The organism is Pseudomonas sp. 2 (assembly GCF_056627435.1).
On sequence record NZ_JBWXNG010000006.1, the window covers coordinates 29,594 to 43,101 of the forward strand.

The 13,508-nt window shown below is 62.7% G+C and carries 10 protein-coding genes; 6 read left to right on the forward strand and 4 right to left on the reverse strand.

What is annotated here, in order from left to right; genetic code table 11:
• Nucleotides 1-3: 3 nt before the first annotated feature.
• Complete coding sequence (locus tag AC1MEK_RS11745) at nt 4-492, reverse strand: GFA family protein (RefSeq protein ID WP_480396452.1); 489 nt, start codon at nt 490-492, stop codon at nt 4-6.
• 202 nt (nt 493-694) lie between these two features.
• Between AC1MEK_RS11745 and AC1MEK_RS11750 the strand changes: the two genes are divergently transcribed.
• Both AC1MEK_RS11750 and AC1MEK_RS11755 read left to right on the forward strand, forming a co-directional pair.
• A complete protein-coding gene (locus tag AC1MEK_RS11750; protein WP_480396453.1) occupies nt 695-2,320 on the forward strand; it encodes a methyl-accepting chemotaxis protein in 1,626 nt (541 codons plus the stop codon).
• Nucleotides 2,321-2,532: 212 nt separating this feature from the next.
• A complete protein-coding gene (locus AC1MEK_RS11755) occupies nt 2,533-3,777 on the forward strand; it encodes a D-mannose isomerase (RefSeq protein WP_480396454.1) in 1,245 nt (414 codons plus the stop codon).
• Between the two features lie 165 nt (nt 3,778-3,942).
• Here the strand turns inward: AC1MEK_RS11755 and AC1MEK_RS11760 are convergent, their stop codons facing one another.
• Nucleotides 3,943-5,040 (reverse strand): AbrB family transcriptional regulator, encoded by a 1,098-nt coding sequence (locus AC1MEK_RS11760; protein WP_480396455.1) that lies wholly within the window; start codon nt 5,038-5,040, stop codon nt 3,943-3,945.
• Nucleotides 5,041-5,143: 103 nt separating this feature from the next.
• Here AC1MEK_RS11760 and AC1MEK_RS11765 point away from each other — a divergent pair, with 103 nt between their 5' ends.
• On the forward strand, nt 5,144-6,046 hold the full coding sequence (locus AC1MEK_RS11765; RefSeq protein WP_480396456.1) for a LysR family transcriptional regulator: 903 nt from the start codon (nt 5,144-5,146) through the stop codon (nt 6,044-6,046).
• 53 nt (nt 6,047-6,099) lie between these two features.
• A complete protein-coding gene (locus AC1MEK_RS11770; RefSeq protein WP_480396457.1) occupies nt 6,100-6,315 on the forward strand; it encodes a hypothetical protein in 216 nt (71 codons plus the stop codon).
• Between the two features lie 68 nt (nt 6,316-6,383).
• Here the strand turns inward: AC1MEK_RS11770 and pdxR are convergent, their stop codons facing one another.
• Nucleotides 6,384-7,805: a MocR-like pyridoxine biosynthesis transcription factor PdxR gene (gene pdxR, locus AC1MEK_RS11775; RefSeq protein ID WP_480396458.1), complete on the reverse strand. Its 1,422-nt coding sequence runs from the start codon at nt 7,803-7,805 to the stop codon at nt 6,384-6,386.
• Between the two features lie 112 nt (nt 7,806-7,917).
• Here pdxR and AC1MEK_RS11780 point away from each other — a divergent pair, with 112 nt between their 5' ends.
• Both AC1MEK_RS11780 and AC1MEK_RS11785 read left to right on the forward strand, forming a co-directional pair.
• A complete protein-coding gene (locus AC1MEK_RS11780; RefSeq protein ID WP_480396459.1) occupies nt 7,918-8,985 on the forward strand; it encodes a hypothetical protein in 1,068 nt (355 codons plus the stop codon).
• Between the two features lie 94 nt (nt 8,986-9,079).
• The gene (locus AC1MEK_RS11785; protein WP_480396460.1) at nt 9,080-10,738 is read left to right on the forward strand and encodes a VRR-NUC domain-containing protein; all 1,659 of its coding nucleotides are present in this window, start codon (nt 9,080-9,082) and stop codon (nt 10,736-10,738) included.
• Nucleotides 10,739-10,790: 52 nt separating this feature from the next.
• Here AC1MEK_RS11785 and AC1MEK_RS11790 read toward each other — a convergent pair whose 3' ends face one another.
• Entirely contained in the window at nt 10,791-13,496 is a 2,706-nt protein-coding gene (locus tag AC1MEK_RS11790) for a DEAD/DEAH box helicase (RefSeq protein ID WP_480396461.1), read from the reverse strand.
• Nucleotides 13,497-13,508: the final 12 nt, after the last annotated feature.

The following is a 13,508-nucleotide window of genomic DNA, read 5'->3' on the forward strand; positions in this document are numbered from 1 at the left end:
GCCTCAGCGCACCAGCCCCAGCCGCTCATGCCACTGGGCGATCGACTCTTCTGGATACTGCTCGAACTCCAGATCATTCGGGCCGGTCTGCACTTCGACCCACGAGGCCTTGGAGTCGAGCAGCAGGTGCGTGTGTTCTGGCGGGGTCGGCAGCGGGGTGTCGATGGCGCTGGCGAACGGGTGGATCAGCTCCGGCCACTCCGGGCTGAACAGCCACAGGCCGCTGCCGCAGTGTTTGCAGAAGTGCCTCTCGGCGCTGCTGGTGCCCAACAGGTGCTGTTCGTCGTCGCGCATCTTGGCGTGATAGATGGCGATGCTGCTCTTGCCCTTGACCTTTAGGCTTTTCGCCTCACCACCCAGGTTGATCGAGTAGCCACCGCCGCCCTGGGTCTTGCGGCAGATCGAGCAGTAGCAGCGCTGATAAGGGTAGGGGTGGGCGCAGGTCAGGCTGAATTCCACCGCGCCGCAATGGCAGGAACCTTCCAGGTGCATGGTCTGTTCTCCCGTTCCAATCAAAGGGGCTGACTCTTAGGTCTAGACCGCTCTGCGCCCGCAGGTTCGATGTTTCGTCGAACGGGCGTTCGCTTTATTCATCTGCCGGGCACTCAAGAAGCGACCGACGGCGTCGATATCCGTGAGTCGTACGATGACATTATTTGTTACGACTGCCCCCAAAAACAACGAGCCTACGGTCATGAACCTACGCAATTTGACCATCGCCCGCCGCGCGGGCCTTGGATTCACCCTGATTTCCCTGCTTGTCGCGTTGCTTGGCTGGTTTGCCCTGAGCCAGATGTCCACCATCCGCCAGAGTGAGGTGGCGGTGGAAAGCAATTGGGTGCCGAGCATGCGTCTGGTCAACGACATTCGCGAAGCCATGCTGCGCATTCGCACGATCTCGCTGCGCATGGCGCTGGACACCGACCCTAAAAACGTCAGCGTCTACAAGGGCCAGATGGACGTGCGCTCCAAGGTGCTGAGCGAAAAACTGACCGCCCTGGATGCGTTCATCGACACGCCTGAAGAAAAGACCTTGTACGACAAGTTCCGCGCCACGCTGGGCGATTACCAGCGCGGGCTGAGCCAGTCGTTCGTGCTGGCCCAGAGCGGTGACCTGAAGGCGCTCAACACCTTGTTGCTGGTGGACATGAAGACCGCGGTCGACAACTCCGGCACGCAATTGGGCGATCTGGCGGATTTCTACACCCGCCAGATCGAGCTGGAAGGCACGGCCGCGCAGGCCCAGTATGGTCAGTCGCGCAACGTGGTGCTGGTGTTCGTGCTGATCGCAGCTTTGTCCACCGTGGTACTGGCGCTGTGGCTGACCCGCAGCATCATCCTGCCGCTGGAGGACGCGGTCAGCGCTGCCGAATTCGTCGCCAAGGGCGATCTGACCCACGACATCCGCGTCGAAGGCAAGGACGAAGTCACCCGCCTGCTGAGCGCCCTGCAGCAGATGCAGAACAACCTGCGCAGCACCCTGAGCCTGATCGGCAGTTCGGCGAGCCAGCTGGCGTCGGCGGCTACGGAGCTGAACTCGGTGACCGAGGACAGCCATCGTGGCCTGCACCAGCAGAACGCTGAAATCGAACAAGCGGCCACGGCGGTCAACGAGATGACCTCGGCGGTGGAAGAAGTGGCGCGCAATGCAGTGTCGACTTCCCAGGCCTCCAGCGAGTCCAACGAGGCGGCGCAGGATGGCCAGAGCCGGGTGATCCAGACCGTCACCTCGATCCAGAACCTCTCCACCAACGTGCAGCAGACTTCGGTACTGGTGCAGAATCTGGCCGATCAATCCCAGGACATCGGCAAGGTGCTGGACGTGATCCGCTCGATCGCCGAGCAGACCAACCTGCTGGCGCTCAACGCGGCCATCGAGGCGGCGCGGGCGGGTGAGTCGGGGCGCGGCTTTGCCGTGGTCGCCGACGAGGTGCGCGCCCTGGCCCATCGTACCCAGCAGTCGACGCTGGAAATCGACAAGATGGTCTCGACCATGCGCAGCGGTTCCAGCCAGGCGCTGGAATCGATGCTGGTCAGCCGCACCCAGGCCTCCAGCACGCTGGAGCTGGCCCAGGGCGCGGGCGAGTCGCTGACCCGGATCACCTCGTCGATCAACCAGATTTCCGAGCGCAACCTGGTGATCGCCAGCGCCGCCGAAGAGCAGGCGCAGGTGGCGCGGGAAGTGGATCGCAACATCGTCAACATTCGCGACCTGTCGTTGCAGTCGTCTTCCGGGGCGAACCAGATCAGTGCGTCGAGCAACGAGCTATCGCGTCTGGCGGGGGAGTTGAATCAGGTGGTGGCGCGGTTTCGGGTGTAGTTCGACGACAGATCACCCGTAGCAGCACGGCTTGCCGGCGGGGGCGGTTTCAAGATCGCTCCCGCGGGCAAGCCCGGCTGCTACGGACCGCTTTTCAAGTAGCTGCAACGTTTCATCAGCGCCACTTGCCTGTAACTTCCCCCGCTAGCATCATTCTCCCCGACCAATAATTCCTGGCGGGCCGCACCCGCCGACACGCAAGGTGAAAGGCAATGGATGATGTGAATCACGGTTTCGGCAGCTGGCTGCGTTCCCCCCTGCACAAGGGCTGGCTGGCTCAAGAGGGCATGCGCTTGCTGGGCTTTGCCAAGGCCTCGAAGCTGCCCGAAGGCTTCGGTGCGCTGGACGATTTCGGCCGGTTGCCGGACCACGCGGTCGCCGAAACACTGATCACCGCGCGTATGACCCACAGCTTCGCCATGGCCCACATCAGTGGCATCCCCGGTTTCGCTGAACTGGTCGATCACGGCGTTGCCGCATTGGTCGGCCCTCTGCGTGACGCCGAACACGGCGGCTGGTTCGACCGGCCACTGGCGCATACCTCCAACACTGGCAAGGCTGCGTATCTGCACGCCTTCGTTGCCTTGGCGGCCAGTTCGGCGGCGGTCGCGCAACGCCCGGGCGCCCAGGCGCTGCTGGAGGACGCGATCCAGATCATCAGCAAGCATTTCTGGAGCGAGGAGGAGGGCACGGTGCGTGAGTCCTTCGCCCGTGACTGGAGCCAGGAAGAGCAGTATCGCGGCGCCAACAGCAACATGCACAGCACCGAAACCTTCCTTGCCCTCGCCGATGTCACTGGCGACGGGCGTTGGCTGGACCGTGCGCTGCGCATCGTTGAGCGGGTCATTCACCAACATGCGGCGGGCAACGATCATCAAGTGATCGAGCATTTCAGCCACGACTGGCAGCCGCTGCTCGATTACAACGCGGACCGCCCGGGCGATGAGTTCCGGCCGTTCGGCACCACGCCGGGCCATGCGTTCGAGTGGGCGCGGCTGGTGCTGCACCTTGAAGCGGCCCGGCAGAAAGCGCAGATGCCGACGCCGTCCTGGTTGCTCGCGGACGCGCGCGGCCTGTTCGAAAACGCCTGTCGTTATGGCTGGAACGTCGATGGGGCGCCGGGGATCGTCTACACCCTGGATTGGGAAAACCGCCCGGTGGTGCGTCATCGCCTGCACTGGACCCACGCCGAAGCAGCAGCGGCATCGGCGGCGCTGTTGCAACGCACCGGCGAGGCGCAGTACGAGGTCTGGTATCGCACGTTCTGGGAGTTCATCGAGCCGCTGTTCATCGACCGTGAACATGGCAGCTGGCGCCACGAGCTCAACCCGCAAAACCAGCCGAGCGCCGATATCTGGCCGGGTAAGCCGGACCTGTATCACGCGTATCAGGCGACGTTGTTGCCGGTGTTGCCGCTGGCGCGGAGCCTGGCGACGGCGCTTGCCCATCTGGATTGAGTTGTTGACGGAGGGATGAACGCGGATCCCTGTAGGAGCGAATTCATTCGCGATTGGCCGGGACAGGCGCTGCATGTGTTTCGTCTGTCCGATTTTTCGCGAATGAATTCGCTCCTACAGGGGGGATGCGCTACACGTTCGGTGTTCCGAATTCCGGCCGGCCGATCACGCCAACCGCTGCGTCACCCGAATCACCTGCCGTGCGATGTAGGCGCCGGTGACGATCACGCCGAACAGGCGCAGGGTTTGCATGGCCAGCACGAAGCCGACGTCGGAGTGGGTGTCGATGGCGATGATCGCCATGGCGTCCAGGCCGCCGGGGCTGGTGGCCAGGTACACCGAGAGAAAATCCTTGCCCATCATCTCGGCGATGACCCAGGCGGAAATCGCGCAGAGCACGATCAGCAGCAGCGAGCCCATGATCATCGCCGGCAGGCGCCGCCACACGTAGCGGATGGTCGCGCGGTCAAAACGCAGCCCGATGTAACTGCCGATGGCGCCGTAGGCGATCGCCAGCAACCAGGCCGGCATGGTGATCTGCAACAGGCCGCTCAGTTGCAGCGCGCCGCCGAGCAGCAGCGGCACCAGCAAGGCACCGGCGGGCAGTTTGCCGCCCAGGGTCACGCCGACCACGATCACCAGCAGGCTCAAGCCCAGATTCATCAGGTTGACGCCATGCATCAGCGCATCGTTGCTGTGGGCGTCGGTGCCGCCGCCTTCAACGCCGATCACCCGGCTGACCAACGCGCCGATCATCACCACGCACACCACCCGCACGTACTGCATGGTGGCGACCACCCGCGAGTCGGCGCCGTAGTCCTCGGACATCGCCACCATCGCCGACGCTGCTCCCGGAGAAGTGCCCCAGGCTGCGGTGCTGCTGTGAATGCCGCCCCAGCGCGCCAGGCCAATGCCCACCACCGCGCTCAAGGCGATGGTCAGGATCGTCGCGAACACCATCACATGCCAGGACTGCATGGCGGTGATCAGCACGCCCATGGTCATCGAGTGCGCCACCAACACCCCCACGGTGCCTTGGCCGAGGCGAAACACCTGCTTGTTCAGGCGGATCGTCGCGCCCGACACGCCAAAGCCGATGGCCACCAGCATCGGGCCAAGGAACAGGGCAGCAGGAACGTTGAAATACTTGAAGGCTTGACCGGCACTGCCAGCCAGCAGAATCAGCAGCGACCATTGCAACAACGGATGCAGGGTTTCGAGGGAAAACGAGGCGGGGCGCGACAACGAGGATCTCCAGTGCATTGGCTTTTCCTGATGGGAGTTCGTCCAATGCCGGGAAGTATCGACAGTTCAATCGATCAAGTCTATTTTCTAATAATCATGAATTGATAACTCTGGTTTATATATGGACCTGCGGGACCTGACCTATTTCGAAACCATCGCCGAGCTTGGCCATCTGGGCCGTGCCGCAGAAAAACTCAATCGCAGCCAGCCTGCGCTGACCAAGAGCATCCAGCGCCTGGAAGAGTCCTTTGGCACCAAGCTGTTTCAGCGCGACGGGCGGCGGATCAAGCTGACGCCCGTCGGTGAATTGCTGCAGGCGCGGGGCAAGATGCTGCAGCAGAGCATCGCCCAGACCCAGCGCGAAGTGCGGGATTTTGCCAGCGGCGCGGTGGGTGAAATCCGCCTGGGTTGCGCCTCGACCATGGCCGAATACCTGCTGCCGGAATTGACCGACGCGCTGCTCAAGCGCGCCCCGGACATCACCCTGAAACTGGTGATCGGCCAGGACGACATGCTGCGCGAACAGCTGCGTTCCGGGCATCTGGACATGATCATCTGCTCCCAGCGCAGCGTCGAAGACGAGTTCACGGCTTACCCGATCCTCACCGATGAAGCCGTGGTGATCGCCAGCCGCAACCATCCGATTTTCAATGCGCCGTTCCAGATGAGCGATCTGTGCCACTATCGCTGGGTGCTGCCGCCCCTGGGCGTGTCGTCGCGGATCTGGGTCGACGAGGCGTTCGCCCGCCACAATCTTCCGCTGCCGGTGGTGCAGATCGAGGCCAATTCCATTTCATTGCTGCCGCGCTTGATCGCCCAGACCAACCTCTTGAGCTTCATCGCCAGGGAAACCCTGGAATATGGCAAGAACATGCAATATCTGCGGGAGGTGCCGTTGCAGGCTACGACCATGGCGCGGACCATCTGCGTCATCCTGCGCCGCGAGGGCTATCTGTCGCCCGCCGCCCATGCCATGGTGCAGATGCTGCGCGACAACGGCGGCGCGTTTTTCAGCTGGGTTTGATCGCCAGGCTTTCTGGCGTAGTTTTGCGCTTAACGACACAGGAGACATTCACGATGCAGGCACAGCCACACACCCACGGCAAAACCCACCCGGTCGGCTACCGGATGAACGATGACAACCACCATTTCGGCGGCGATCAGTCCCCGCTCAACGATTCGGACGCCGACGAAGAGACCAGTTCGCTGGAGGAACTGGACCTGGGTGATCTGGGGCTGGACGAGTTCGCCGATTCCGACAAGCTGGATATCGGCTCCTCGACATTGGGCTGATTCCGCCCGGGTGCTGATCGGCATCCGGATTGCCGCAGCATGAAATCCCGCTGTGGCAGCCGCTGACGCTAGCCACGGCTTGGGTAATGGGTCCGAAACACCTGCGCCAGACGCGCGGTCAAGGCCAGTGCCTGTTCCGGGGTGGTCACGTTGGTGAAACCGATCAGCAATCCCTGTTCGATGGATGGTGGCAAAAACCAGTCACTCAACGCATAGACCCGCAAGCCGGCGGCTAATGCCCTGGCCGCGATGATCCGGTCATCCGCACCCAGAGGCAGGCGAGCCAGCAGATGCATGCCGCCAACTTGAGGGCTGATCGACAGCCACTGGCTGAGGTTGGCCTGCATTGCATCCACCAGTAACTGCCGCCGAATGGCATACAGAGCGCGCATTTTTTTCAGGTGACGTGCGAAATGCCCCTCCTCGATGAAGCGGGCGGTGGTGGCCTGCCAGATTCGTGGGCAATGGCTGTGCATTTTGTCAGCCACTTCAGCGAAGTGCGGAACGAGCGCTTGAGGCACCACCAGGTACGACAGCCTCAGCCCAGGCATCAGCACCTTGCTGAAGGTCCCGCAGTACAGAACTCTTTCTTGCGTATCCAGGCTTTTCAGCGCCGGAAGGGGATGACCCAGGTATCGGTACTCACTGTCGTAGTCGTCCTCGACTATCCAGCTTTTGCGGCGGTTGGCCCAATCCAGCAATGCCTGTCGGCGGGGCATCGACAGCGCCACGCACAACGGACTCTGGTGTGCGGGGGTGACGATCGCAAACCCGGCATCAGGCGCTTGCTCAATGCCGTGCTCAATGACCATGCCTTCGGCATCCACCGGCACGGGGATCAGGGTTGCGCCCGCCTCGCGAAAGAAATCCCGGGCGGTGAAGTAACCGGGGTTTTCGATCCAGCAGCGGTCTCCCTGCTGCAACAGGCTGCGGCAGATCAGATCAAGACCTGCGCGATAGCCTGCCACGATAAATACCTGCTCAGGCGAGCAGGCAATACCGCGGGAAACCCCCAGATAGCCTGCCACGGCGTTGCGCAAGGATGAATCGCCCCGGGCGTCCGGGTAGATCAGGCTGTCGATATCGGCATCACGCAAGGTCTGACCGGCGAGTCGATTCCACAGTTTGCCGGGAAATGCATCCAGCGCCGGCAGGCCCATTTGCAGGGGTAAGGGCCTTTCGCCCGAGTGCACCAGTGGCTTGTGCAATGTCATCGGCGAAATGGCCCGGTGCCCTGGCCGGGCCGGTTTGAGCAAAGGCGAAACCACGGTTCCGGCGGGGCCGCGGGCGATCAGGTAGCCCTCGTTGATGAGCAGCTGATAGGCCATTTCGACGGTGCCTCGCGCCAGGTTCAACTCGGCCGCGAGTGCACGCATGGAAGGCACTCGATCCCCGGGCTTGAGGCTGCCGTCACTGATCCCGTGACGAAAGCGCCAGTAGATTTGCCGGTAAACAGGATCACTGGCGCTTTTTTCAGCCGGAGTCTGCATGGATGTCCTAGTCGTTTTGATCATTTTTGGCTCTGTATCCTAAGCCATAACTGCCCTAACGTGAGCGCACTTTTCGGGACAGACCGCTGATCCCATCGCCGGAGTTTGAATAATGCTCGACATGCCAAAAGTGGGCGTATCCGTTACCGCCAATGCTTCGACAAGCTCGGTCTCGACACGTGAGACGGTGTGGATTACGGCAGCGACAGCCGCGATTTATCCCTGGATCCTCGACGCCTTTCATTGGGCGGTTACCCCTGCCGCGTCCGATGCACGACTGTCGGTCTGGGCCAGTCTGCTGGCGGCATTGTTGTTATTGGCGGCCTTTGCCGTGCCGCTCGTCAACTTGCAGATGGCCTTCCGCGCGCAGCGATCGGCGTCCCTGTCATCGGCCGAAGCTCGCAGCCGTCGTTTCGCCTTGCTGACCGTCACGGCACCTACCGTTTATGTGTTTTTCGGCGTGCTCACCTACATGGCCGGGAGCACGATTCCGGACACCTGGATCTGGACGCCAGCGTGGTTGCTGCTGGGTTACCGGGCCTCTCGCGCATCAGCTTCGATCACTGTGCTTGCGACGATGCCGGGGGCGCGCTTGCGCGTGGCGCACGGGATCAGTGGTTCGATTGCCGCCCTGTATGTGTTGTTTCACCTGTTCAATCACTTGTTCGGGCTGGTCAGCCCCGACGCCCATGCCGCCGTCATGGAGATCGGGCGCAAGGCCTATCGCGCGGCGGCGATCGAGCCGCTGCTGGTGGCGGTCATGTTGTTTCAGATAGCCACGGGCCTGCGTCTGGCGTGGAGCTGGAATGAAGCGTCGGTGGATCGCTATCGCCTGTTTCAGATTGCCTCCGGCGTTTTCATGTCGTTCTTTATTCTCGGGCACATGAACTCGGTTTTTATCTTCGCCCGCACATTTCTGCACATCCCCACTGACTGGGCGTTCGCGACGGGCGCGCCCACCGGGCTGATTCATGACCCGTGGAACATTCGCCTGGTGCCGCATTACGCGCTGGGTGTGTTTCTGGTCCTCGCTCATCTGGCCTCTGGAATGCGAGTCGTCATGTTGGCTCACGGGCTGAGCAGGGCTGCGGCCAACAGAGCCTGGTGGGCCGCAGCGACCCTCAGCGCCGGCATCTCGGCTGCCATCATGTGCGGCATGAGCGGACTGCGTCTGGTGTGAAACAGCGGCCGACCAATGGCGGAAAAAAGCGCTGGTATCTGTACGAATAACCAGTATTCTGATTTCTTTCAGCCAGCTGTTACGTGATCCAATTGTGAGCGAATCCCCCCTCGACAATCCCTTCTATTACCTGGAGAACTTCCGTCAGGTCCTGAACTGGATTGGCCAGCGCTACGACGATCTGCTCGATGACGCAGAGCGCGGCTTCATCGCCGACTTCGCCTGCCTGCCACAGCCTGCCCAGGCGCTGCTGGTGCGGATGGTCATGCGCAAGGGGACGCTGTTTCGTGCCAGCAAGCTCGATTACGCGGAAATCGGTGACGCCCGGTTGGCGGCCCAGCCGTTGCTTGAATTCGGCTGGGTCGATGGCCAGCCGCATCTGGATCTGCCTGCGCTGTTCGCCCTGTTGCGCAAGGATGAATTGGCCCAGTGCTTCAAGGCCCATGGCGTGCGGCGCACGGAAAACAAGGCCGCTCTGCTGGAGCGGCTGCTGCTCGAATACGAAGAGGCGCAACCGCTGGCGGCGTGGTTCGCCGATCTGGATGAGGTGATTTTCGATCTGCAGGTCATGCCGCTGTGCGATCGTTTGCGGCTGTTGTACTTCGGCAATCTCTATCAGGAATGGTCGGAGTTCGTGCTGGCGGATCTGGGCATTTATCGCTACGAAAAGGTCGAGTTTTCTGTCGAGTCGCGGGGCATCAGCCAACGCGCGGACATCGACACCTGCCTGCATCTGCACAACTGCCGCCAGGCCCTGGATGAAGGTGTCGAGTTGCAAGCGCTGGCCACGCAGGCGCTGAGCATTGCCACCGACAATCCGTGGCTGGCCATGCGCCGGGCCAAGCTGTTGTTCCAGATCGGTTATCAGGCCGAGCGCGAGCAGGACTGGCCGCTGGCGCTGAATGTGTATGAGCAGTCCAGTTATCCGGGGGCGCGGGTGCGTCGGGTGCGGGTGCTCGAACGCAGCGAGCAGTTCGTCGAAGCCATGGCGCTGTTGCAGATCGCCCAAAGCGCGCCCGAGAACGATGAAGAAACCCAGCACCTGCTGCGCATCGCCCCGCGGCTGCAGCGCAAGCTGGGGCAGGGCAGTGCCAGACGCAAGGCCGCGCGGGCTGTCACGCGGCTGGATCTGAGCGTGGTGCCGCTGCCCGAGTACAGCGTGGAGCAATTGATCCAGTTGCACCTGAGCGAGGCGGGCAGCGAGGTGCATTACGTCGAGAACGCGCTGATCAACTCGCTGTTCGGGCTGTTGTGCTGGCCTGCGATTTTCGCGCCGTTGCCGGGGGCGTTCTTCCATCCGTTTCACAGTGCGCCGAGCGATCTGTATAGCCCGGACTTCTACCAGCGCCGCGCCGAGCTGTTCGATGCCTCCCTTGCAGCGCTTGCCGACGGCCGCTATCAGGCGATCATCCGCCAGCATTATCTGGACAAGTTCGGCCTGCAATCGCCGTTCGTGTTCTGGGGTGCGCTGACGCCGCAGCTGCTGGAAACGGCCCTGCATTGCCTGCCTGCGCAGCACCTGGAGCGCTGGTTCCGCCGTCTGTTGCAGGACATCAAGGCCAACCGCACCGGCATGCCCGACCTGATCCAGTTCTACCCCGAGCAGCGCCGCTACCGGATGATCGAGGTCAAGGGGCCGGGGGATCGCTTGCAGGACAACCAGCTGCGCTGGATCGATTTCTGCGCCGAACATGGCATGCCGGTGGTGGTGTGTTACGTGCAGTGGGCCGAGGAGGCGGCGCTCGCGGGGTGATCACGATCTGTTTCTGGCCGAAGCCGGCTCCCACAATGGATCGTGTCCGGCTCTAACGCTTACCCTTCTTCGGCTGCGCCGGCAGCGGTGCGAACAGCGCTTCGATGTCTTCGTCCTGCAATTTCCAGTCGCCGCTGACCCGCCCGTCGAGCACGCCGGCGGCCAGCGCCGATTTCTCCTGCTGCAGATGCTGGATCTTCTCTTCCACCGTGCCCTTGGCAATCAGCTTGTAGACGAACACCGGCTTCTCCTGGCCGATGCGGTACGCGCGGTCGGTGGCCTGGTTTTCCGCGGCCGGGTTCCACCACGGGTCGTAGTGGATCACGGTGTCGGCGGCGGTGAGGTTCAGGCCCGTGCCGCCGGCCTTGAGGCTGATCAGGAAGATCGAGCGCTTGCCGCTCTGGAATTCCTGCACCGGGGTGCGACGGTCCTTGGTACGGCCGGTCAGCAGCGCGTACTCGACGCCGCGTTGCTCGAGCTCTGCCTGAATCAGCTCAAGCATCGAGGTGAACTGCGAAAACAGCAGAATCTTTCGATTTTCCGCCAGCAATTCTTCCAGCATTTCCATCAGACTTTGCAGCTTGGCCGAGCTCGAATGGCGAGCGTTCGCCGGCACGCTGTTGACCAGGCGCAAGTCGCAGCAGACCTGCCGCAGTTTGAGCAAGGCTTCCAGAATGATGATCTGGCTGCGCGCCACGCCCTTGCGAGTGATCTCTTCGCGCACTTTCTTGTCCATCGCCAGACGCATGGTTTCGTACACGTCGCGCTGGGCGTCGTTGAGTTCGACCCAGTGCACGATCTCGGTCTTGGGCGGCAGTTCGGTGGCGACTTCTTCCTTGGTGCGGCGCAGCAGGAACGGCTTGATCCGCGCGTTCAGGTGCTCCAGCCGTGCCTCGTTGCCGGCTTTTTCGATCGGTGTGCGGTAGTTGCTATTGAACTGCTTGGCGTCGCCCAGCCAGCCGGGCATCAGGAAGTGGAACAGCGACCACAGCTCGCCCAAGTGGTTTTCCAGTGGGGTGCCGGACAGGCAAAGGCGCTGCCGCGCGTTGAGCTGGCGCGCGGCCTGGGCGGCCTTGCTGCCCGGGTTCTTGATGTACTGCGCTTCATCGAGCACCAGCACATGCAGCAGTTGCTTGCTCAGCCGCTCGACGTCCCGCGGCAGCAGGGCGTAAGTGGTGAGGATCAGGTCGTAATCCTCAAGGCTCTCGTATTCCTGATGGCGGTTGGCGCCGTACAGCGCCAGCACCTTGAGCTGCGGCGTGAAGTGCCGGGCCTCGTCGAGCCAGTTGGGGATCAGGCTGGTGGGCATCACCGCCAGCGCTGGGCGATCCAAGCGTCCGGCCTGTTTTTCCGCCAGCAAGTGGGCGAGGGTCTGCAGGGTCTTGCCCAGGCCCATGTCGTCGGCCAGCACGCCGCCGACTTCCAGCTCGCGCAGCGCCTGCATCCAGCTCAGGCCTTCGAGTTGATACGGCCGCAGCGTGGCATTGAGGCCTTCAGGTACTTCAACCCGGGCGTCCTTGATATTGACCAGCCGCTCGGAGAACTGGCGCAGGCGATCGCCGCCCTGCCACACCAGCGGCAGGTCATCGAGCTGCTTGAGGCGCGTGGCGTCGGCGGTGTTCAGGCGAATCGCGTCGTTGCCTTCCTCGCGCCAGTAGAAATCGCCGAGGGTCGCCAGCACGTTCTTCAGCCGGCCGTAGGGCAGGGCGACCTGAATCGGCCCGCCGCCGCGCTGGGTGAAGTGGTTCAGTTGCACCAGCAGTTGCTCGTCGTCGCGGCGTTTGGCGATGCCGCTGGCGGTCATCAGTTCGGGATGGGTGCGCAGCAGGTTGATCAGGATCGGCAGCAGGCTCAGCCGTTCGCCGTTGACGATGATCCCCAGTTCCAGGTCGAACCAGTCGTGCTCCGGCTCCTCATCGACCACCGCATACCAGTCCTCGACCGGCGTCACGTCGAAGCCGAAATCTTCGATCATCTCGACTTCCCAGCCTTGCGCGCGCAGGGTGGGCAGCTGGTCGAGCATGAAACTCAGCCAGGCCTTGTCGTTGGGCAGCTCGTACATTTCTCCGGCGCTGTCGGGCAAGGCCTTGCTCTGGCGGGTGGCGATGCGAAAACCGATTTCCTGCAGCTGTTTGCGGTACGGGTTTTCCTTATCCAGCTGTCGGCGCAGGCGCAGGGTTTCCTCGGCCAGATGCCGCACGATGTCACTGGAGCGGCCGGGCGCCGGGACGCCTGAGGTGTAGAACTCGCCGTAGCGGAAGGCCAGGGCCGCGCGGTGCTGGATGTGCCGCTGCATCTTGCCGTTGCGCGGTTCGTAGGCGCTGAACTCGAAACTGGCGAGGATCAGGCGCGGCACCGGCTGCAGGTCGTCGATGACGCGCTCCGGCAGGGCGGGGCGGTCTTCAGGCTTGGGCTGACGAGGGGCACTGTCGCGGGCGATGGCGGCCAGAATGCCGGACTTGTTTTCCGGGTCCTGCAGGTAGAACAGCGCCGCCGCACAATGTTTGCAGTTGTTTCGGACCGGGCAGGTGCACTTGCCGACCACGAAGTTGCGGGTGTGCTCGGGGTCCTTGAATTGCAGGGTTTGCGTATAGATTTCCAGGCCCGAGCCCCGGCAGACGGTGCGCACCGCGTCACCGCTCAGGTGTTCGAGCATCACGCGTTTCTGCCGGGCATAGTCCTGCCCGCGTTCCACGCTCTGTGCCTTGAATAGCGGTGCCCATGGCAGGGCCAGGGCTTTTTCCAATGGGGATGACACGTCTTGCCCTAC